21 protein-coding genes are annotated in these 21509 nt (G+C 30.2%); 12 read left to right on the forward strand and 9 right to left on the reverse strand.

Annotated elements, in window-relative coordinates:
• Positions 1-60 precede the first annotated feature (60 nt).
• Positions 61-393, forward strand: a complete 333-nt coding sequence (locus EG57_RS0220235) for a VOC family protein (RefSeq protein WP_032078926.1) — start codon at positions 61-63, stop codon at positions 391-393.
• Positions 394-514: 121 nt separating this feature from the next.
• Here EG57_RS0220235 and EG57_RS0220240 read toward each other — a convergent pair whose 3' ends face one another.
• Positions 515-733, reverse strand: coding sequence for a hypothetical protein (locus EG57_RS0220240; RefSeq protein ID WP_032078927.1), 219 nt, complete (start codon positions 731-733; stop codon positions 515-517).
• A 293-nt stretch (positions 734-1026) separates the two neighbouring features.
• Here EG57_RS0220240 and EG57_RS0220245 point away from each other — a divergent pair, with 293 nt between their 5' ends.
• The 3 genes from EG57_RS0220245 to EG57_RS0220255 are packed head-to-tail and all read left to right on the forward strand — an operon-like array spanning position 1027 to position 3873.
• On the forward strand, positions 1027-1749 hold the full coding sequence (locus tag EG57_RS0220245; RefSeq protein ID WP_032078928.1) for a LytR/AlgR family response regulator transcription factor: 723 nt from the start codon (positions 1027-1029) through the stop codon (positions 1747-1749).
• A 2-nt stretch (positions 1750-1751) separates the two neighbouring features.
• Positions 1752-3176 (forward strand): sensor histidine kinase, encoded by a 1425-nt coding sequence (locus EG57_RS0220250; RefSeq protein ID WP_032078929.1) that lies wholly within the window; start codon positions 1752-1754, stop codon positions 3174-3176.
• A gap of 28 nt (positions 3177-3204) precedes the next feature.
• Positions 3205-3873 (forward strand): DUF6033 family protein, encoded by a 669-nt coding sequence (locus EG57_RS0220255; protein WP_032078930.1) that lies wholly within the window; start codon positions 3205-3207, stop codon positions 3871-3873.
• Positions 3874-3914: 41 nt separating this feature from the next.
• Here EG57_RS0220255 and EG57_RS0220260 read toward each other — a convergent pair whose 3' ends face one another.
• The gene (locus tag EG57_RS0220260; RefSeq protein WP_032078931.1) at positions 3915-5000 is read right to left on the reverse strand and encodes a glycosyltransferase; all 1086 of its coding nucleotides are present in this window, start codon (positions 4998-5000) and stop codon (positions 3915-3917) included.
• Positions 5001-5323: 323 nt separating this feature from the next.
• Here EG57_RS0220260 and EG57_RS27345 point away from each other — a divergent pair, with 323 nt between their 5' ends.
• On the forward strand, positions 5324-7642 hold the full coding sequence (locus EG57_RS27345; protein ID WP_052038017.1) for a DNRLRE domain-containing protein: 2319 nt from the start codon (positions 5324-5326) through the stop codon (positions 7640-7642).
• 553 nt (positions 7643-8195) lie between these two features.
• Here EG57_RS27345 and EG57_RS25990 read toward each other — a convergent pair.
• Positions 8196-8306 (reverse strand): putative holin-like toxin, encoded by a 111-nt coding sequence (locus tag EG57_RS25990; protein WP_242859891.1) that lies wholly within the window; start codon positions 8304-8306, stop codon positions 8196-8198.
• A 350-nt stretch (positions 8307-8656) separates the two neighbouring features.
• On the opposite strand from EG57_RS25990, the gene EG57_RS0220270 reads away from it, so the two are divergent.
• The gene (locus EG57_RS0220270; RefSeq protein ID WP_032078932.1) at positions 8657-9067 is read left to right on the forward strand and encodes a peptide deformylase; all 411 of its coding nucleotides are present in this window, start codon (positions 8657-8659) and stop codon (positions 9065-9067) included.
• A gap of 709 nt (positions 9068-9776) precedes the next feature.
• Here EG57_RS0220270 and EG57_RS0220275 read toward each other — a convergent pair.
• Together EG57_RS0220275 and EG57_RS0220280 are read right to left on the reverse strand one after the other, a co-directional pair.
• Positions 9777-11180 (reverse strand): MATE family efflux transporter, encoded by a 1404-nt coding sequence (locus tag EG57_RS0220275; RefSeq protein WP_032078933.1) that lies wholly within the window; start codon positions 11178-11180, stop codon positions 9777-9779.
• Positions 11181-11195: 15 nt separating this feature from the next.
• Entirely contained in the window at positions 11196-11642 is a 447-nt protein-coding gene (locus EG57_RS0220280; RefSeq protein ID WP_032078934.1) for a MarR family winged helix-turn-helix transcriptional regulator, read from the reverse strand.
• A 449-nt stretch (positions 11643-12091) separates the two neighbouring features.
• Here EG57_RS0220280 and EG57_RS0220285 point away from each other — a divergent pair, with 449 nt between their 5' ends.
• Positions 12092-14158 (forward strand): methyl-accepting chemotaxis protein, encoded by a 2067-nt coding sequence (locus EG57_RS0220285; RefSeq protein ID WP_032078935.1) that lies wholly within the window; start codon positions 12092-12094, stop codon positions 14156-14158.
• 1363 nt (positions 14159-15521) lie between these two features.
• On the opposite strand, the gene EG57_RS26560 is transcribed toward EG57_RS0220285, so the two are convergent.
• Positions 15522-15659, reverse strand: a complete 138-nt coding sequence (locus EG57_RS26560) for a hypothetical protein (protein ID WP_161782722.1) — start codon at positions 15657-15659, stop codon at positions 15522-15524.
• A 65-nt stretch (positions 15660-15724) separates the two neighbouring features.
• On the reverse strand, positions 15725-16210 hold the full coding sequence (locus EG57_RS0220290; protein ID WP_032078936.1) for a MarR family winged helix-turn-helix transcriptional regulator: 486 nt from the start codon (positions 16208-16210) through the stop codon (positions 15725-15727).
• Between the two features lie 179 nt (positions 16211-16389).
• Here EG57_RS0220290 and EG57_RS0220295 point away from each other — a divergent pair, with 179 nt between their 5' ends.
• The 5 genes from EG57_RS0220295 (at position 16390) to EG57_RS0220315 (ending at position 19426) form a co-directional block, all read left to right on the forward strand.
• Complete coding sequence (locus tag EG57_RS0220295) at positions 16390-16878, forward strand: MarR family transcriptional regulator (protein WP_052038018.1); 489 nt, start codon at positions 16390-16392, stop codon at positions 16876-16878.
• Positions 16879-16894: 16 nt separating this feature from the next.
• On the forward strand, positions 16895-17425 hold the full coding sequence (locus tag EG57_RS0220300) for a methyl-accepting chemotaxis protein (protein WP_032078938.1): 531 nt from the start codon (positions 16895-16897) through the stop codon (positions 17423-17425).
• A gap of 119 nt (positions 17426-17544) precedes the next feature.
• Positions 17545-18015 carry a Fur family transcriptional regulator gene (locus EG57_RS0220305; RefSeq protein WP_032078939.1) on the forward strand — a complete coding sequence of 157 codons (471 nt, stop codon included), beginning with the start codon at positions 17545-17547 and terminating at the stop codon, positions 18013-18015.
• Positions 18016-18477: 462 nt separating this feature from the next.
• Positions 18478-18696, forward strand: coding sequence for a hypothetical protein (locus EG57_RS26650; RefSeq protein ID WP_052038019.1), 219 nt, complete (start codon positions 18478-18480; stop codon positions 18694-18696).
• A gap of 187 nt (positions 18697-18883) precedes the next feature.
• The gene (locus EG57_RS0220315; RefSeq protein ID WP_032078940.1) at positions 18884-19426 is read left to right on the forward strand and encodes a GNAT family N-acetyltransferase; all 543 of its coding nucleotides are present in this window, start codon (positions 18884-18886) and stop codon (positions 19424-19426) included.
• A 181-nt stretch (positions 19427-19607) separates the two neighbouring features.
• Here EG57_RS0220315 and EG57_RS0220320 read toward each other — a convergent pair whose 3' ends face one another.
• Positions 19608-20960 carry an MATE family efflux transporter gene (locus EG57_RS0220320; protein ID WP_032078941.1) on the reverse strand — a complete coding sequence of 451 codons (1353 nt, stop codon included), beginning with the start codon at positions 20958-20960 and terminating at the stop codon, positions 19608-19610.
• A gap of 84 nt (positions 20961-21044) precedes the next feature.
• Positions 21045-21482 carry a MarR family winged helix-turn-helix transcriptional regulator gene (locus EG57_RS0220325; protein WP_032078942.1) on the reverse strand — a complete coding sequence of 146 codons (438 nt, stop codon included), beginning with the start codon at positions 21480-21482 and terminating at the stop codon, positions 21045-21047.
• Positions 21483-21509: the final 27 nt, after the last annotated feature.

A 21509-nucleotide genomic window follows, 5' to 3' on the forward strand; every position in this document is an offset into this window, starting at 1 on the left:
TAATGAAATATGTCACCTAAAAATATAAAGACTTATTTAAAAATTGAAGGAGAAACGAAAATGAAAGTTAAACAAATTTTAGAGCGGATTTATGTAAATGATATGGATCAGACAGTAGCATTTTATGAAAGCTTACTAGATGAAAAATGTAGTATGAGATTTAAGCATAAGCAGTTTCATTTGGAATTAGTACAAGTGGGAAGTATTTTAATTATTTGCGGTACAGATGAAGTATTGGAGTCTTTTAAAAACACAAAGGCAACATTTATTGTTGACTCTATAACAGAATTTAAGGATTTTCTATTAGAGAATGATGTCACGATAATGAAAGATGTAAAGAAAACTCCTACAGGATTTAATATGATTGTAGAATATGTGGAACAACAAAAATAGTTCTTGTGGTCTTCATCTTTAGGATTTCTTCTGACACACGTTTGTAGTAAGTGAGTTCATAAAGCATATTCTCAAAAAGAAGTTAGGGTTTTGTACATAAACGTATTATAATACAAAAATATTATTTAAAGAAGTCTATTTTATAATATATAAGTATAACTTCTATTATTAATCCAACAAATACCACATTTACTAGTATAAAAAACACTATCTTTATTCTATCTGACAAGGAATGTAAATCACGATTGATATTTTTAATATCGTTGTAAAGTGCATAATCAACCATTAATAACGTTAAAGAAAATATAGATACAAATAGAACTGCTCCACCTAATGTCATAATATCCCCCCAAAAAAAGTTATTCTATCTTTATAATACTATAAATAAAATTACAATATATAGTTGTATCAATATCGAAACTACATATTGTAATTTTATTATATTTAATGAATTTGGTAATTGCAACGTATACAGGCATTAAGGGATGCATTTATCAAGCCCTATCACTCCTAATACTCCAATCTGTTTATTTAAGAATCACTTCATGAAGAATTTCGTTACAAAAAAACGTTAATTTGTTACATTTTGTTAAAGTATATATTTTTTGCTTCGATAGTGCACTAGAGGAGTGCATGAAAACAATGTTAAATATAGCGATTTGTGATGATGAAAAAAGCACAAGAGATTACATAAAATCATTAATACTATCACAGAAAATTTCATGTGATGTTAAAGAATACATTTCAGGTAAGGATCTATCTAAATCAAAAATAAAACATGACATAATATTTCTAGATATTGAAATGGATAATTTAGATGGTATAACTACTGCAAAAAAAATTAGAAACAATGAAAATGAATTCTGCAGATCCATATTAATATTTGTAACTGGATTTGATAGGTATGTATATGAAGCTTTTGATGTACATGCATTTCATTATCTTCTAAAGCCAATAGATAACAGCAAATTTATTGAAGTATTTAAGAATGCAGTATTAGAGTATAAAAAATCAAATGAAAAATCTAACAAATATATACTTATAAAAATTGGGACAACTTATAAAAAAGTTTTTCTTAAGGAAATTTACTATGTAGAAAGTAATAGACGAAAGGTGATTTTGTATACCCAAAATGATACTAAAGAATATTATGCTAAAATGGATGACGTAGAATCTCAACTTGGCAGTACCTTTTTTCGATGCCATCGTGGATATATCGTAAATATGGCTTATATTATGGAATATGATACTTCAAGTATTACACTTGAAAATGGCATTAAGCTTATAATATCACAACATAAATATAACGATTTTGTAAAAAATTATATTCGTTATTTAAAAACAGAGGTGATATAGATTTGGATCAATTTTTACTAAAAATAGTACTTGAAGTTTTAAGTAATGTAAAATATTTAATTAGTGCAATTTTTCTATATTATTTTCTACACAACTTTTTAAAAGATAAAATTAGAAGGCAAAGAGATATAATTATTCCTATTGTTTATTTTATATATAGCGTTATGTTTTTTTGGATATACCCTAGCCCAGATAATATACTTATAGATTTACTTGGTATGGTCCTAATGTTTGGTATTATTTCTATAGTATATGATACAAATGTTCCTATAAAAGTATTTTTAATTGTTACATTTTATGCAATTAAAGAATTATGTCTTTTGACCTCCTATAGTATATTTTATTTTTTGCAAAAAAACTCTTTTAAGCTTATTGGTGTAAATTATTTTCAAAACTATCATTTATTAATTAAATACTATTTTGCATTAATGGAGGATATTCAAATTATAATAGGAATTATATTTTTATTACTATTTTTTATATTAATGTATGCTTCAATAGTTTACATAACTAAAAAATTCACATATAAAAACTATGATTTTAATATAAAAGAAATTTTGTTTTTGATTATGCCTGCTTTATCAGCACAGTTTATGAGTTTTATGATATTTAAAATAATATTTACTACATTTAATAATAATTCAAAAGATTTTCTTTATGATAAATATCCTTCTTTTATTTTTTTAATTCCTGCTATAGGAATAGTATCTCTTATGGGAATTGCTGGTACAACGGTACTATTCCAAAATATGATAAGTTTGAATGAGGAAAAGAGAAATAAAGTAATTCTAGAACATCAGGTATTGGATCTCCAAAATTATACTAATCAGATACAACAAATGTACAATGGTATTCGTGGCATAAAACATGACATGAGAAACCATATAAATAATTTAAAATGGTTAATTACAGAAGGTAAATATAATGAAGTGGAAAAATACTTTAGCGACATTTCAAATACTGTAAATAAGCTTGATTTCAAATTTAGAACTGGGAACTCCGTAACAGATGTAATAATAAATGATTTCTATAGAAAAGCTTTGAAGAATAATATTTTATTTGAATCAGATTTTACCTTTCCCTCAAGCTTTCAATTGGATGTATTTGATATAAGCATTATCTTGAGTAATGTGCTTGAAAATGCCTTAGATGCCTGCACAAAACAATCATTGAAATCAAAATCTTTTATTGTCATAACCTCGAGCAAAAAGAAAAATTTATTTTTTATAGATGTAAAAAATAGCTTTCAATCACAAATTAAATTTGACAATACTACTAAACTTCCAGTTTCAAGTAAATCAGATAAATCCATTCACGGTATTGGTTTAAAAAATGTACAAACAGTAGCTCGAAAATACTTTGGTGATATAGATATTGAAATAAAAAATACAGTATTTAATGTGACAGTAATGTTAAAAAAACTTTAAAAATATATTTTAGAAAGGTGGAATTTTTATGTCTTTAGGACTGAATACTAATTATGGTTTAAACAATTATAATCAACCCAATATTAATACAAAAACTGATGCTTCAAAATCAGTTACTAATTCTAACTCAACATCTAAAACTACAGGCAATTCTGTAGACGAATATTATAAAAACCTTTGTACTAAATTTCCAAGCTTAAACATCATGGTTGGTCATTTTTCAAAGGGAACAATGATAGCAACAAGTACTAATATAGATAATCAACCCATTACAATTGATCCAGCTTATCTAAAAAAAGCAGCAAAGGACCCAAAAGTTGCAGCAGAACTTGAGAAAAACCTTGGTGATGAACCTATGGCTTTAAATTGGTTGAAAAATAGAGCTAAAATGGATGGCAAAAAAATGACAAGTCTTGGTACTTATATTGATTCAAATGGTGATATGTGCAGTGCTGGTGGCGTTGCAACTGACAATTCATCTTCAAAAAACAGCACATCATTTATAACTAGATTTGAGGAATTATTAGAGAAAAGGTTAAAGAGAATTAAGGAACAAATAAAAACAGAGGATAGAATGTTAGCACAAGTAGCTGAACAAGATATTAAGAAAGCAAATTTACAAAAGCAAGTTAATAGAAGTTACCATAATAACTTGTTTAATAATCTCAATATGAATTTACTTGATTCAAATAGATAAAAAAAGAGTGTACCTGTATTTTTGAAAAATGCAGGTACAATTTATTTCTTAGCTAGTAATTCTTCTAAAAGTTTCATATTGTTTATGATATCCTGGTCATTGGGTCTATAAGATAGTGCTGTCTTATTGTGATAGTAAGATTTCTCATATTCACCCATTTCATAATAGCAAAGACCGAGCTGTATATGAGGCAACCATGTACTGCTAATTTGATTTTGAATTACCCAATTATTATTTAGTTTAGGTAATTGAATAGCAAGATTGTACCAGAACGCAGCTTGAGAAAACTGACTTTTTTCTAAAAATGCATAACCTAAACGACAGCAAAACTCTGGACGTGGAGAATCATAATCAAAAGACCTAAATATATATTCTCGCTCTTTTTTTCGATCTCCCAACTGATAATAACAATCAGCTAGCTTGGAACAAACATATACACAGTCATCTGCTGTAATGTCATTCATCTCTAAAAATTTTAGATAATATTCTGTGGCTTTTTGGTATGATTTGTGATGATGGAGTTCTATAGCATAGTGCAGTGCATCACGTAAAGTAAATTCCTTGCCGCTTAACAACAACTTTTCATAAATTTTAAGATTTCGGTCAGGATTAGTGGTACCTTTAATTTTTCTATGGGTTACTACTATATCGCTGTCATAAAAGACAGAACTTTTTATTAGTAAATCTTCGTGTACAACACCATCCCATTGATAATTCTTCGATCTTTTTACTAGTCTTGTACGTCGCACAGTCAAAGCAACATTTCCATAATCATCAAAATCACAGTTATACTGCATGGATACAGCATCTATAGAAGGAGAAAGAGAGTGCTTCAAATGATATAATTTCTCACTGCTTTCTGGAAGTAATATATCGTCTGCATCAAGCCATAGTATATAATCCATTGATGCCTTAGAAAAAGAAAAGTTTCTTGCAGCAGCAAAATTATCAATCCATTCAAAGAAAAATACTTTATCAGAATAATCTTTAGCTATTTCTACTGTATTATCTGTGGAACCTGTGTCTACAATTATTATTTCATCCGCAAGATTTTTTATGGAATCCAAACAGTTTTTTAAGTTTATAGATTCATTTTTTACAATCATGCAAAGGCTAATTGTAATCATTGAAAACCACACCTTTAGAAAATTATTTACTTTATTTATAGTATGAATTGGCTGCTTTGATGTGAATTTAACACATGTATAATTATTTAATACTCTTCATTCTTGCTTATCAACTAAAAAAGTTGTGTCATATTATTTTTATTATACTAATTTAAAATTTTGCATGTGGGAAAGTTGAATTAATAAGTAATATCAAATATATAGTGTACACATGCTTTTATAAAAGATTATATAATAGATTATAAAAAGTATTTAAAAACTTTTATAGACTATAGTGCAATAAATTGTAAACATAGATTTAAATAAAAATAGGAGAGGATTGTATGCCAATTGCAAAAGTAAATCCTACAGATGATGTATATATATCACAGTATTACAAAACTACAAACTTTAATGACTCAGAAGTTTTGTTCACTGGAAACTATAACCAAACTCAAGATATGTACAGAAGCTTATTAAAATTTAATTTAGACAATGTAATTCCATCAGGAAGTATTATACAAAGAGCTGTTTTAGAATTGTTTGTCTATAGGAAAGATGAAGCTAATATATTTAAGTCACCGCAGCGTATCAGCGTATATATAAATACAAGTGACTTTTCAGAAAAAACAGTTATCTGGAATAATGCACCGGAAATAAGTTTCACGTCGCATTTTATCAATGTAATAGATGGTAACATTAATCAATTTATTAGCATAGATATAACAAGCATAGTTGTCAAATGGTTTTACAATATAATTGCTAATAATGGAATAACTTTAATTGGAATGGAAAATTTATTTGATACTATAATAGGTTATAGGTCATCAAAATGGGCAAACATGGAGCAAAGACCTGCAATAGCAATAGAATATAGCACAGAAGGGCCAACAGGCCCAGTAGGGGCAACTGGAGCAATGGGAGCCACGGGCCCAATAGGAGTAACAGGAGTAATTGGTGCCACAGGTCCGGTCGGAGCGACTGGAGTAATGGGACCCACAGGTCCAAAAGGAGCAACTGGAGTAATCGGAGTTACAGGTCCAATAGGAGTAACAGGAGTAATTGGTGTCACGGGTCCAGTCGGAGCGACTGGAGTAATGGGACCCACAGGTCCAAAAGGAGCAACCGGAGTAATTGGGGCTACAGGCTCAATGGGAGTAACAGGAGTAATTGGTGTCACAGGTCCAGTCGGAGCGACTGGAGTAATGGGACCTACAGGTCCAAAAGGAGCAACCGGAGTAATTGGGGCTACAGGCTCAATAGGAGTAACAGGAGTAATCGGCGCCACAGGTCCAGTCGGAGCGACTGGAGTAATGGGACCCATAGGTCCAAAAGGAGCAACTGGAGTAATAGGAGCTACAGGTTTAGTGGGACCAACCGGAGCAATGGGATTTACAGGCCCAGTTGGAGTGACTGGAGCAATAGGTCCCACAGGTCCAGTGGGACCAACTGGAAGCAAGGGTTCAATAGGGGCAACTGGAGCAATGGGACGCACAGGTCCAACAGGAGTAATCGGAGCTACAGGTCCATCCGGAGCAACTGGGGCAATTGGACCCACAGGCCAAATAGGAGCAACCGGAGTAATGGGAGCTACAGGCCCAGACGGACCAACCGGAGCAATGGGACCCACAGGCCCAATAGGAGTAACCGGAGTAATGGGAGCTACAGGCCCAGACGGACCAACTGGAGCAATGGGATACACAGGGCCATCCGGAGCAACTGGAGCAATGGGACCCACAGGTCCAGTAGGCTCAACTGGACCTGCTAGAGCAAGTTTTTCTGTTAATAGGATTTATGTATCAAACTGGGGCAGTGGTGAACTCTCTATAATTGATGGAAATACAAATACTGTCGTGTCTTCAGTAGTAGTGGGTAATTCACCAATGGGTGTGAGTATGAATTCGGCAACAAATGGAATTTATGTAGCGAACTATATTAGTAACAATATTTCAATAATTGATGGAAATACCAATATTGTCGTAACTTCTCCAGCAGCAGGTTATACACCATATGCTATAAGTGCAAATTCAGTAACAAATAAAATTTATGTGACAAACTATTATAGAAATAAGGTATTGGTAATTGATGGAAAGAGTAATAGCATTTTAAATTCTATAACAGTAGGGAACAAACCATATGCTATAAGTGTGAATCCTTCAGTAAATAAAATCTATGTAGCAAACTATGGAGATAACAATATTTCAATAATTGACGGAAACAGTAATATTGTTATGGCTACTATATCAGTAGGTACTCAACCAAGAGGCGTATGTGTGAATCCATTAACGAATCAAATTTACGTAGCAAATTGGGGCAGTTATAATATTTCAGTAATTGATGGAACTATCAATAATGTGATAACTTATGTGACAGTAGGTATTCAACCAAGAGGCGTAGCGGTGAATTCTACAACCAATATAATTTATGCAGGGAATTATGGTGGTAGGAATGTTTCAGTTATTAGTGGGCTTTCTAATGTTGTTATAGCTACTATAGAAGTGGGTAGTGAACCAAGTAGTATAGGTGTGAATTCGGCAACAAATCAAATTTATGTATCTAATAATGCAAGTAGCAATGTCTCAGTAATTGATGGAACTAACAATATTGTCATAGCTACTATTCCAGTAGGTGTTTTACCACTTGGAATAACTGTAAACCCTTAAAAAGTTTGTTGTTTTTCACCTTCTTTACTTAATACTCTGTTTATATAAAATATAGTTTGAAAATTAATTTTTACCATTAAAATAAGACGAGTGTTTTTAAAGCAATGTTTATGCAATGATAAATGGAATACGTATTTTTACCTATTGTTTTAAAATATTTCAACAAAAGCTGTTCCAGTTTTTGTATGGAGGCAGCCCCTTACAAAGACTGGAAGTAATTATTAGGTTCAGATGGGTTGTTCCATAGTAGAGAAAATCAATTTAGAACTTGAAATGATGCGGAAGCAAAAGAAATAGTAGGAGTAACAATAAAAATTTAACTAAAAGTATTACAAGAAGAATAACAAATAATTAAATATAGAATATTATAAATTAATTGTATATATAATATTCTATATTGACTTTAATAATATGTATTGTATAATTGAACTAAGAATAGATATAATAAAAACAGGGTGTTAGAGCACCCTGAAGTATACAATTCTAGTTGCTTAGGCAACTGGCATTACTAAATTTAAGTTTAAAAATAGTAGTATCCACTTGCACGGGGCTACTATTTTTTTGAGATTTTTTCTATAAGCAGCACTATTAGTGTTAACAGTGCTATTAAGAACAAACCTGCTTGAAATAATAACGCTAATACATCATTACTTATAAGTACCACCTCCCTTCAAAGAGGGATGAATGATACCAGTAGCCCACCCAACTATATTGAATTGTATGTAAACAGTTTAACATAATTATACAATAAGAACAATGTTTTACTTAGATATAAAGGACCACCAAGAATTATATAGAATATAATTCTTGAGGTGATTTCTCTTAAGCCCATAAATTACTTTGGACAATTGCCAATGAAGATGAAGAATTTATTAGGTTTTGTACAAAACGAAGTGGTCAATACCATTATGAAAATAGGGATGAAATGTATAATAATCTTGAATGAAATAAGAAGAAAGATGATATAAGAGAATAATTGAATATAAAAATAAAATATATAGTTGAGGTGTAAATATGATAAGACCAATTGTAAAAGATGTATTGTTTTTAGGACAAAAATCTGAAAATGCAACTAAAAATGATATGGTAGTAGTTGATGATTTAATGGATACATTAAGGGCAAATTTACAGTGTTGTGTTGGACTGGCTGGTAATATGATTGGGGTAAAAAAGCGCATATTGGTATTTACTACAGCGAACATTATTGTGCCTATGATAAATCCAGTTATATTAAAGAAGGAAAAGCCATATGAAACAGAAGAGAGTTGTTTATCTTTAATTGGTGTTAGAAAAACAAAAAGATATGAAATGATAGAGGTGGAGTATTTTGATAGAAATTTTAAGAATCAAAAGCAAGTGTTTACTGGATTTACAGCACAAATAATTCAACATGAAATGGATCATTTTGAAGGTATAATAATTTAATTACTCAACTTTCCCAGTTTAAAAATTATGACACACAAGCGTATGTAAGCGAAGTAACTTTCAACTGTATTCCGGATGATATATGCTGTGAAGAAAAACTCACTTCACAGCATATATCAGTCTCCATACAGTTGAAAGTTACTTCTTAGTGCATTACGTATATATATTACTTTCTAATATGGCTCTAAATAAAAAGCGTAGCTTTCATAATACCTGTATATTTTTCAATAACCTAAATAATAAATCTATTTTAAGGTACTTCTATAAAATAAAAAACAACTGACTTTTAAATTAGACATATTAGACTAATAGCAAGTTCCGCCTTAATTTTATGTGTTATAAATTATAGTTATAAATATGATTGTGGCTTATAAAATTACCTATAACAATGCAATTAAGTGCGTACACTTGAATTTGCTAGTTTGAATTTCAACTTTTATGCAGTGATATATTATAAGGGTGTACTCACATTAGCTAAATTGTTTTAGTATTATTCTTAGCTTAAAATTTTTGAAAGCCTTAGAAGTTTAGTCCTGTTTGAGGGAACCGAGTTTGACAAAGTTCTTAGGTTTTCAAAAATTTCGAGCTTTAGAATAATTAAAACATTTAGCCGTGAGTACACCCTTATAATATATCATGGAATAAAAGTTGAAACTCAAACTTCCACTGCACCCTTACGTAGCAATGTGCCTAAACTGCGAAAGTTGAGTTATTTCTCACCAATAGCGCTATCAAAGGTACTGCTTTGAAGCTGTTCTTTTTCATTCTCATTCTCTTTCTCTTTTATATGTTTCATTTCAAAAAACACAACAATTCCAGTTATAAGAGAAGCCAGAATATCTGCTATAGGTGGAGTTCTCCAAATACCTTCAATGCCCCAAAAGTGGGGTAATATCAATAATAGTGGGACCAATAAGAACAATTGTCTGGATAACCCCAGAATTGTGGATTGAATTGGTTTGCCAACTGCCTGAAAGTACTGGGAACAGACAATTTGAAAACCAGCCACAGGAAACATAAAAAAGAATATACAAATTGCGTGAGCAGTTAATTGAGTCAGCTTAGGATTATTATTAATGAACATATTGGCAATTTGAGTAGGCCATAAATGAACTACTACAGTACTGAATGTTGCTATAATTATACCAACAATAACTGCTTTTTTCAGGGCTTCTTTTACTCTGGAAAATTCCTTGGCACCATAATTAAAGCCAATGATTGGCTGAGCACCTTGACTAATACCAAGAATAGGCATAAACATCAATGTAGCTATACTTCCAACAATACCCATAGCGGATAGTGCCATATCTCCACCATAACTCATCAATGCTTTATTCAAGATAGTATTTTGAAGACTATTAGCTAATTGCATTGCAAAAGGAGCGAAACCAATAGACATAATGCTAATAACTAAGTTTTTCTGCAACTTTAGATTTTTTAACTTTATTTTTACAATACTAGGGCCAAATAGAAAATAAGTTAATACCCAAATAGATGAAAATATCTGACCACAGACAGTTGCAAGGGCAGAACCCCTAATTCCAAAACCTAATTTCATAACGAAAATATAATTTAAGATTACATTGATAATGGTTCCGATTACTTGAGTATACATAGACATCCTAGGATTACCTTCAGCTCTAATAAAATTAACCATTCCCATGCTTATAGAGCCTAAGGATGATGCCATCATTATAATGTTGGTAAAAGCTTTAGCATAAGGCAAAACCTCAGCACTTGCACCAAAGAAAGTTAAAATAGGAGTGCTAAAAAGAAAATAAATAATGCTGATACAAAGAGGTAATAAAACCAACAATACTGTAGCATTTCCAGCTATTTTATTAGCTTCTTCTGGTCTTTTCTCACCTAACCTAATGGAAATAAGTGATGTAGCGCCAACTCCAATTAATGCAGATACTGCCATAAGAATAAGCATAATTGGAAAGGCTACAGTTGTGGCTGCAATGGCAAGTGAGCCAACACCACGACCTACAAATATACGATCAATAATGTTATACATAGAATTTACCAGCATAGCTATAACAGCTGGCCATGAAAACTTCCATAATAAAGTACTAATTTTTCCATTTCTAAGTTCATTTGTGCTATTCATTTTTAATTCACCTTCTTAAAATTTTTGCATAAATTTTACAGCATATTTGAGACTGTCAGTAAATTTTGCTAGTTCATTAGGATTTGCAGCATTTAGAATTTCGCTCATACGGTAAACGGAGATTTTCATAATACTTTCCATTTCCTTTATCCCAGTATCTGTGAGAGATATAAGTGTCTTTCGTCGGTCATTTGCATCATTGCAGCGAATAACAATATCTAATTCTTCTAATTGATCAATCAAGGTAGTTAAGCTGCCTTTTTCTATATTAAGCATCTTGGAAATTTCTGTTGCAGTAAGAACCTTATACTGATAAAGGAACCCAATGATTGCAGTATGATTTTTTTTAAGTTCCGGATGATTTGGGCTTTCAGTGCAAAATTTACGAATAAATTTTGAATGGAATAAGCCGATAGTTTTAAATAATAAGTCGTGTATTTCTTGAAATTCATCTTTTGCCATAAACATCACCTTTCAGATAGTCAGAATACTTAAAGTAAGAATTCTAACTAAATTTTATGCCTTTAGTTTCTATTTGTCAAGTTACTAGAAATATATTGAACTATACATATTCAAAATATGATGAATTGCATATAAGGTACCAAGTAGGAAGAAGCTGAAAATTAAAAATACATCTAATCCTATAAAAGCATATTTCATTTTTTTATAAAAAATAAAAGAAAATTCAGAAAAATACATTATTTAGATTGACAAAGACAAATATCGACATTATAATTTTAAATAATAATATAAGTATGCACTTACTTTAGTTGAAATATATTGACTATCCTTAAGCATTTCTTTAGGTTCTTGAATTTTATGACTTTAGTTGTCTGAATTAATTTAATATAGAAAATAAAACAAAAAATGATGGGATATAAAGACTTAGTGAAAGAAGGGAGCTGATATTTATGAATAAAAAGGCTATTGGAATAAAGGGGAGGATTTTACTATCTTCAATAATAGTTCTTTTGATAACTTTAGTAAGTATTACTAGTATTCTAATCTATCAAATTAATAAAAAGTCTTATGAAGATTATTTTACTAATTCTAACGAGCAAATGAAGGTCGTTTCTCAAGCAATTAACATTTTTTATGATCAAATTGACAAAAATATTGGTATGTTAGCAACAAATCCTGTGATAATGACAGCTGATAATAGTATTACAACTTATAAAAATACAACTCAAGACACTCCAATGAAACCTTCAGCTAAGGCAGGAGTTGAACAGGAAATTTATAAAGTATTCGAGCAATATGCAAATAGCCATAAAGGTACAAGCTATGTATATTTAGGAACACAAGATGGAGGATATATACAATGGCCAGAAGAGAGTCTGCCAGCAGGATTTGATCCTTCAAAAAGACCTTGGTTTAATGATTCAATGAATAAAAAGGAAAGTGTTATTAGAACAGCTCCGTACAGTTATAAGTCACAACTACTTACAAGTAATGCTCGTACATTTACTGATAAAAATGGAAAAGTTATAGGTGCCATAGGAATCGATGTACAGCAAACTAATATTAGCGATATGTTGAATAAAATGAAAATTGGTAAAACAGGATATTCAATGATTGTACATAGTAATGGTTTAATAATGGCAGATGGGAAAAATCCTAAAAACAATTTTAAAAAGGTTGGAGAAGTCGGCATTAATGGATTAGATAAGCTTCTAGCTAAAGACATAAAATCATTTGATGTTGTTGTTGATGGCGAAAAGTATATTGTTAATCCCTATAAAGTTGAAGGAACTGATTGGGTATTAGCATCATTTATGACAGAAAAAGAGTTGGGATCTGGTGCAAAAGCAATAGTAAATACAATGATAGTTTCTGCAGTGGTCATGTTAATACTGGCAATTATTTTATTTAATTTTCTTTCCAGCAGTATAACAAAGCCTATCTTAGCAGTAACAAAGAGAGTACAAGATTTTGCTAATTTGGATTTTTCAGTAAATGAAAAGTCAGATGCACTAAAATACTTAAACAGAAAAGATGAAGTAGGAGATATGGTGAGAGCCTTTGTAAGTATGAGAGAGAATGTATCAGAATTCATCATGAAAACTTCGGATTCAACAGAAAAGGTTGCAGCTTCATCGGAAGAATTAACTGCTACTTCTGAACAAGCAGCTACTGCATCAAATGAAGTAAGTAAGGCTATTGAGGAAATTGCAAAAGGAGCTACTGATCAAGCTAAAGATACTCAAATGGCAGCTCATAATGTAGAAGATTTAGGTAATTTATTAGAAGAAGATTTAAATTATATTGAGGAATTGAATGTTGCAGCAGTTGAAATTGAAAGGCAAAAATCAGAAGGCTTTTCAATTTTGAAAGAACTTGTTGAAAAAACTGAGAAAAATAATGATTCCGCAAACAATGTTTATCATATTATCATGAGTAACAATGAAAGTGCAGAAAAAATTGAAAATGCTAGTACTATGATTCAAAGTATCGCAGACCAGACAAATCTTTTAGCTTTAAATGCGGCAATAGAAGCTGCAAGAGCTGGAGAAGCAGGTAAAGGTTTTGCAGTTGTTGCTGATGAAATAAGAAAGCTTGCAGAACAATCAAATAACTTTACAAATGACATTAAAACAGTAATAACTGAGTTAAAGATAAAATCACAAAATGCAGTTGATTTGATGCAACAGACTAAGCAGATAATTGAGGAGCAAGCTTCTAGTGTTGGAGAAACTGAAGGAAAATTTGAAGGAATAGCAGAAGCCATAGATTCTATAAAAACTGTAGTTAATAAACTTAATAATTCTGCCAGACAGATGACAGAAAATAAAAACAAAATCATTGAGGTAACTCAAAATTTATCTGCAATTTCTGAAGAGAATGCTGCTGGAACAGAACAAGCGTCATCAGCTGTGCAAGAACAAGTTACTACAATTGAGGAAATTGCCAAAGCAGGAGAGAGCTTAGCTACAATTTCAGAAGAATTAAGAGTGTTAGTAGAAAGATTTAAGGTCTAGTCAAAAAACTCTATACTAATTATATTTAAATCAATTTAAAAAGGAATTCAGTATACTTCAATTCGAAACCATAAGAGAAGAGAGAACTTTATATGAAGCATTTTCATTATTGAAAACAGCAACATAATAAATATTTTGTGCAAATTTTACTTGAATTTTGTATAAAATATTGTGCATGATATTTTATACTATGTTATAATTGAGGTAGTAAATGAACATAATAAAAACAGGGTACTGGTAATATCCTGTAGTATACAATTCTAGTTGCTTAGGCAACCGATAAAGCTTAAACTTATAAAAAAAGTAGCCATACCAATTGCGGCGGTGGGCTACCTTTTTATTTTATCTATAAGTACCATAATTAAATTTATCAAAGCTACCAAAAATGATAGAGCAGCAAAAACCACTATAAACATTTCGTACATATGTATCACCTCCCTTCTTAAAGGGATAGCGATACCAGTTGCCCATATACAACATCTATTGAATTGTACATGAATAGTTTAGAATAATTGTATATTAAGGGCAATATTTTACGTCCATGTGGAATTAATAAGATTTGTAGTATATTACTAATGAACAGAAAAATAATAAAATTTAAATTCGGTTATCAGTATTATTGATATATCTTTTGGAATATAAATCTAGACTATTTTCGTGTTTGTTGCTTAATTGATATAGTTCTTCCTTACATTAATCATAGGTAAAAAGTGTATGGATACCATACACTTTGACGCAATTGTTTATTCATCTTGCTTTTTTAGGAGTTTATCAATTTCATTATTTTCAAACTTATTATTAAAAGGATGGATTTGCTCAAATATTGAGTATTCATATGGATAAAAACCAAAGAGAACACATGCGGCTAAAGCAGTACAGATTGCCCATAAACTTCTTCCATCGGCTTCAAGTATTTTATATTTACGCTTAATTACTTCGCTATTATCAGAATCCAGATATGGATTTGGTGGTTTGTTCTTTTTGATGTTAGCACCTCCTAAATTAATTGCAGATAAAAGTGTATGGTTGCCATACTATTGGATACAATTATTTATTTATCTTGTTTTTTTAATAGTTTATCAATTTTGTTATTTTCCAACTTGTTATTGGAAGGATTGAATTGCTCAAATATTGGGTATTCATAGGGATAAAAGCCAAAGGGAACGTATGAGGCTAAAGAATTATAAATAGCCCACAAAGCTCTTTTATTAGCTTCAAGTATTTGTTTATACCTTCTCTCATTCACTTCACTATTATCACAAACCATATATAACTTTGATGATTTTTTATTTTTGATGGTTAGCACCTCCTAACTTAATTATATACGAAAAGTGTATGGTTACCATACTCTTGCTTAAAAATTTTATTCCACAGCTACCATTATTAATACTCCCTTTTTCTTATATGAAACTCCTTCTCCTATTATTGAAGGAGTAAGTGATTCGCACAAAATCATAGGTTTTGTCTCTCTACTTAAGTTGTAGATAGCTACTTTATGCACCTGGATAAGTTCTTCTAAGACTTAGATGAAGAGAGGTATTCGTTACAAGAGAACTCCACCTGAGTCTAAGAATCACTTGATTCATCAAAATTTTCACTGAAAAATTTAACCTTGTTCATCAAGGATGACAAAAAGTTTGATAAAAATTCTAATTCATGTTCGGAGGCATTTTGTAGTTCATCTTCAACCATACTGTTTACAACATCATGATAGTGCATATGGTTGCTATGAGCTTTTTTACCCTTTTCAGTCAGACTCAATGAATATCTAGATAGATTAAGATCATCAACTTCCTTTAAAACCAGACCCTTTCTCTCTAGCTTTTTGAGAATTTCCGAAACAGATCCTTTTGTTACTCCTAGAATATCAGCTAGGCCACCCACATGAATGCCGGGATGCTCAGCAATAGTCATTATTACATGTATTTCAGAGTAAAAAATCGGCACATCTGTTTTGTAGTTGCGAGTCTTTTTATCCAGATCAACTAAGGCAAGTGCTAACTTCAAAGAATTATCTGCAATTTGATGTTTGTTATCTACAAATTTATTCATGATAATAGTATATGGCTGCCATACACTTTTGTCAAGTCACTATTTAATTTACCAGGAAATAATATCATAATATTATTTCCTGGTAAACTATTTTTGAAAAATAATATTGAATAGATTAGTAATATAAGGTATAATGTGATTATTTCCAAAGAAATTAATTTTAAAAGGAGATTATGATCATGAAAACAGAAAATGTAAAATTTGAGATAGATTTAACAATGAATAAGTTTATATCAGCCTTTGAACATATAAGTAATTCATTAAATAGTCATGATGATGAAATAAAGGACTTGTTAATCAAATATAAACACAAAGAGCTTTATGATATGGGGTTAATGTTTTCAGAAATTCACGTAATTGATTGTATTGGAAAAAATCAATTGATTAATGCAACATTTATAGCAAAGGAATTAAATATGACGAAAGGTGCCATATCTAAGATTACTAATAAGCTGTTAAAGAAAGAGTTAATAAAAGGAAATCATTTGGAAAATAATAAAAAAGAAATTTATTATGCACTGACAGCACAAGGAAAAGAAGTATTTGAAATACACGAAATGCTCCATAAAGCTGAACGTGAAAAATTTATTAAAATATTAAGTAAATATGATAAAGAAGGATTAAACATTATAAATAGTTTTCTAGATGATTTGATAAGTGAAATTTAAGGAGGAGAATGGGATTATGCAAAAGAATAACAGCACAATAAATAATGGAGAAACACAGGTTAAAGAATGTATTGAAACTATATCCAATTTGTTAAATGAAACAAAAGAAAATATAAGTTTTTCAGAGGAAGTAGCTAGCAGAGGAGAGGCAATGAACAGTTTTATTGCAACTTTTGAAGAGCTTTTAACTCATACAAAATTTATAGAAAATATTTCATCAAAAATAAATGATGTTGCATCTAGAACTAATTTGTTGGCACTTAATGCATCAATAGAAGCTGCAAGGGCAGGCGATGCTGGCAGAGGTTTTTCAGTAGTTGCAGATGAAGTTAAAAAGCTTTCTATTGGAACAAAAGAATTAGTCTTGAGTATGAATGATACATTGAAAAAGATATATTCTTTGACAGAGGAAGGAAGTATTGAAATAGAAAAATTAAAGGATAGGTTAAATGATGTGCAACAAGCTAGAAGTGACTTTTCTAAAGTAAGTAATGAAATGGATATTATACTTACCAAGTTTGATGAATTAAAGAAAATGACTGATTAAGGAGAATTAAATGAAAGGAAGATTTATTAAATATTTTATAAAATTTTTATAAAATTTTTAAAGTAATTTTAAATAGGAATTTTATAATGAATTCATGAAATCATATAGGAGATGATATTGTGAATGACTATTTAGATAGCATATATGAACAATTAAAAGCAGCAGGTATTACTCTTACTCATCAACGTAAGATTATACTACAAGTTTTATTTGATAATAAAGATAACCACTTAAGTGTTGAAGAGCTTTATGATTATGTTAGAATTAAAAATCCGGATACTGGTGTATCTACAGTCTATAGGACTTTAGAATTACTATATCAATTTGGAATAGTGAGAAAATTAACCTTTGGCGATAATATAACTCGTTATGAGATGGTTTTAAGCAAAAGTGAACATAAGCATCATTTTATATGTAAAGAGTGTGGAGCTATTATAGATATAAAAGATGATTTTATAAGTATTTTCAATGATAGAATCAGCAATAATTATGGATTTTATCTTACAGAGCAAAGCATAGTTTTTGAGGGTTTATGCTCACAGTGCTTAAAAAAGAAATCTACATTTATTGCAGATAGTAAGCAAAAGTAAAGGCAGTAACTGAAGTTAATCCAGTTTCTGCTTTTTATTTTTATCATTATATGGAAATAGTATGTTTGTTTATATAATATTTAGTATAATATTAGGATATACTATAATTAGTAGTTTTTATAAAGCTGAAGATTAAATCTATAGGGTTATAGGAGTAGTGACAGGGTAGATACTCTATCACTACCTCCAGTATTGTAATATTACATAAAGTAAATTTGATACAACTACATCAATTCTACTGTACTATTTAATAACAAAGAAGTTTAATAAAGATGGAAGCTTAGTATTATAAGTTGAACAAGGACAAAGATAAGATTTTTGATGGATTTCAAAGGCTGCGCTTTGTTTCTACCATTTAAACCTATGATGCATAATCACCGCACTGAAATTCAGTGCGTTTTTTTGATATAAGGTTATTGACTTTTAAAGATATTCTGTAGAGGATTTACAAGAATTTATGATTTGGAAGTAGATTATGATGAGCTAAGTTCAGATGAAAGTTATGAATTGGGTAAGTTATGTGAGATGACTGGAAGATTTTTAGATTATGAGGAAGAATTAAAGATTCCTAACATGTATTGTAGTGAAGATGAAATTTATATACAGATGGACATAGTTTGGATTTCACTTGGACAGATGAAACCTATTTTGAAAAAAATGCGATGTAACTTTCTAAACTAAAAATGCGAACGATGGTCTTTGAAAATCGAATAATGCAGTGTCAAAAATACCTATATTTTCTGCAAATTACTGAATATAGTTAGATATCATGGTATAATTTTCACATGAACTAAATAACAATTGTAAATTAAGCCGACATATTCATAATTATTTAACCGTAGAAATTAAAAGTTAAGGGGGAAAAAGGATGAACTCAAGTTTATTTCACACATTGGAAGGTAAAAATGTATATTTTAAGGCATTGAGTTTAGATGATACACAAGAAATACATAGCTATGCATCAGATAAGGAAGTTAAACGTTTTATAGGTTGGAATTTGATGCATAACTTAGATGAAACTCATAACCATGTTGAAATGATGATAAATCGTGAACTAGCAGGCACGCATTTATATGCATCTGTTGTTTTGAAATCAACTCAGGAAATAATAGGAACAGTTATGCTTTTCAATTTTAATAAAGAATCAAATCATGCTGAAATTGGATATGTTTTTAGTAGAGGGCATTGGGGAAAGGGATATGGCACTGAAAGTGTTGCATTGATTACTGATTTTGCGTTTGATTCACTTAATCTTCATAGGATTAATGCTAGAGTAACTGATGCTAACATTAGTTCTATTAGAATATTAGAAAAGAATGGGTATCAATTGGAGGGGAGACAAAAGGATGAAGATTTTATAGAAGGTAAATATTTTGATTTATTACTTTTAGGTAAAATTAATTCAAAATGATAGTTTTTGCGGGCTAATCGTATACTGTCCACTATCCTCTGTCACCTAAAAAAGATGTGTCGCATCTTTCTCATTTGACGCAACAACTGAAAAAACGAACAATTTGCAAAAAACACTGCATTATTCAAAATTGAATTTTGTGGTGTTTTTGCGTCGTAATACAAAAAAATTACATACTAAATTATACATTATTCTCCTTTAGTTTACTATTAAAAATAATATATAGTATTACTCCAGTTAAAAAGGTAATTATTTCCGTAATGGTCATAGACCATATAACACCGTGTAATCCAAATAAATTATTCAATATTATTATGACAGGAATAAAAAGAATTCCTTGTGTAATTGACATAATTGTTGATGGTGTTCCTTGACCTGATGCTTGAAAAATTCCTATAAATAATGTTGTAAATCCATTGAAAAATGCGGAAATAAGCATGGCAACAATGATATAAACCCCAACACTTAATACTGCTGCATCATTAGAAAACAGATGAATAATTACATTTCTAAAAATATAAACTAAAGTAATAAACCCGCCTGATAATCCCAAAATCCATAAAGCTGATTGTTTTATACTGTCCTTTAATCTCTTAAAGTTTTCATTAGAAAAATTATATGCAATTAAAGGAATAATTCCTAGTGCCAGTCCCATTGCAAGAAATTCTGGTACTTGCACAATTCTCAAAGCAATCCCAAAACTAGCTACTACACTTTCTCCATATCTAATTGAATAGTTATTTAAAAGAAGAGTTGTAATAATTAGAAAACCAGCTAGGAACAATTCAGAAACCCCAATTTTATATATCTCTATTTTATCTTTAAGAGAAATATTAAAATTCTTAATGAATCCTTTTAAATTCTCACTTTTTGTTTCCAAGTAGTAAACATAGTAAATAGATGAAGCTATATTAGCTAAAATCATTGATAATGCTACACCTACAACATTAAATTTAAATAGTAGTATAAATAATGGGTCAAAGATAAGACTAAAAATTGTACTTACAACCATTCCGAACATTGATTCTTTTGATGCTCCTTCTGCTCTCACAACTTGCTCCAATGCAAAGTTCATTACAATTGCAAAACCACCAATAAACATAGTTAAAGAATACCTTCTTGTATAATTAATAATAGCAGAAGTATCTGCCCCCATAATCTTAACAATGGGAGTAAGGGATAGTATTAAGATTATTCCAAGCAAAATTCCTATGATAATACTACTATAAAAAGTATATCCTGCTATCTTCTTAGCTTTCTCTATATTTTGCTTTGCAACAAGACGAGTTATAAATGTTCCTCCTCCAGCTCCTAACATATTTCCAAAAGCCATCAATATAGTGAAGATTGGTAGTCCTAAAGTAATAGCAGTTAACATATCTGTATTGTTTAATAGTCCAATAAAAAAAGCATTAATAACGTTATATATTGTACCTACTGACATACCAATCATCATAGGAATAGATAAGTGTGCAATTGCCTTAGTAATTGGTGCATTTTCTAAATAATATTCGTTTGAAAATTTTTGTTTCATAATTTCATCCTCCACAATAAATATTATTAGAATTCATACTATTAGAATTCTAAGTTTTTGAGTATAAGTTATTATATTAATAACTTATAAATTTCTATCTACTTTCAATAGCAAAGCTAACAACGTCTCTTTTTCTTGTTCAGTCAAGCTTGCAATAATATTTTCCTCTTCCTCAAGCACTGATTTATTAAAATCCTCTATCAATTCGGCACCTTTAGGCAATACATATATATATTTTAGTCTCTCATTCTCTTTAGGTATTCTTCTTTCTATATATCCTTTTTTCTCTAGCCCTTGAAGCATACTTGTAATGCTTGCTTCTGTACGTTGAAATGCTCGTGCCAAATCTTTTTGAATAATACCATTGTCTTGATGTTCATAAATATAACCTATCATGCGTCCTTGCCCAGAATTTAATCCTAATTTTTTTACTTTTTCATCAGAACTGAGTTTCATTTTTATCGCAATACTTCTTATTAATTGTGAATATGGTGTTTTTATAGAGTATCTAGAATCAGTCATTCAAATTCCTCCTGAAATTATATTAGA

The sequence above is a fragment of the Clostridium drakei genome (genome assembly GCF_000633595.2).
Classification (GTDB): domain Bacteria; phylum Bacillota; class Clostridia; order Clostridiales; family Clostridiaceae; genus Clostridium_AM; species Clostridium_AM drakei.